Source organism: Meiothermus cerbereus, assembly GCF_051297115.1.
GTDB lineage: Bacteria > Deinococcota > Deinococci > Deinococcales > Thermaceae > Meiothermus > Meiothermus cerbereus_A.
On record NZ_JBEVAL010000154.1, the window covers coordinates 1 to 1,049 of the forward strand.

Consider the following 1,049-nt stretch of genomic DNA (forward strand, 5'->3'; position numbering starts at 1 on the left):
TCCCGCGACAAAAGCCCAAGAGGGCTCGCTTTAGCGACCGCCAGGCCGCCGACCATCAGCTGGATGCTGTCGTACATGGTTTTACCTCCTGGGAACAGATTACCATGTACGATCAATAAAGTGTGTTGTATACTGAGCCTGCCTGTGAAGGCACCATTCAGCCGATGCTGGTGGTTTTACTTCCTGCACCAAAGCCCCCCGCAAGGGGGGTTAGGTGCTTAAGGGAAAACAAAAAAGGGGGCCGTAGCCCCCTGTATTTCTATGTGTGCCCTAGCGGTATCTCCGCCCCGCCCACCGGCCCCACAGCCAGGCCAGCAGCAGACCCACCGCAATTCCCACCCCCACCCCGGCCTTGAAGCCGAAGCCCACCCCGGACTGCCAGATCAAAGCGACGTGCTCGAGGGTCATCGGGAGATGCTCCAGATCACCACCTGCGCCGTGGAGGGGTCAACCTCACCCGCCGCCAGGTAGTAGCCGCGCGAAGGGTTCAGGGTATCCACGAAGGACGCCACGAAGATTCCCTCCACCTCGTAGGCAGCAACCAGGCGCACAGGCGTGGCCGGAAGGCTAAGCGCCCACCCGCTCGCGAGTTGATTGACCAGGGTGTCGCCCTTTCTCCGGGAGAAGCTGAAGCAACCCACATCCTTTGGCCCCGCGCCCACAAGCTTGACGGCGCGATCCAGCAACCCCCTGCACGCGCCCTCTGCCAGGGGCTTGGCAAAGGGTAGGGGGATGCCCGGCGGGGCTAAATGGAAAGCCCTATTGCTGCTCTGCGCCAGACCCAAACCCATACCCATTGCCGCGATCATCAGTCCGATCAGGATTCCCTTTCTCATCTTCCGAACAGTCCTCCTTTCTTGCCTATTCCAAGATACCGGCTCACCCGCCTGACCCACGACTCAAGTGCCGCAATCCGGGCCTCGGTCGAGCGCCGCATGAGCTCCTCGGCCTCCTCCAGCCGGTTCTCTACCTCGAGCAATATCCGCCCCCGCTCCTCGTCCATCCGTGCCCGGAGCTCCCGTATCTCCTTCTTGCCCGGAGGCGCGGAC

2 protein-coding genes and 1 pseudogene are annotated in these 1,049 nt (G+C 62.1%); all 3 read right to left on the reverse strand.

From position 1 onward, the window contains the following. Window positions 1–270: 270 nt before the first annotated feature. Window positions 271–408, reverse strand: a complete 138-nt coding sequence (locus ABWU19_RS14870) for a hypothetical protein (protein ID WP_435902410.1) — start codon at window positions 406–408, stop codon at window positions 271–273. Then, window positions 405–836 (reverse strand): hypothetical protein, encoded by a 432-nt coding sequence (locus ABWU19_RS14875; protein ID WP_435902411.1) that lies wholly within the window; start codon window positions 834–836, stop codon window positions 405–407. The genes ABWU19_RS14870 and ABWU19_RS14875 overlap by 4 nt, the downstream gene beginning before the upstream one ends. After that, window positions 833–1,049, reverse strand: a pseudogene (locus ABWU19_RS14880) (hypothetical protein); the annotation flags it as partial. The gene ABWU19_RS14875 and the pseudogene ABWU19_RS14880, both read right to left, overlap by 4 nt.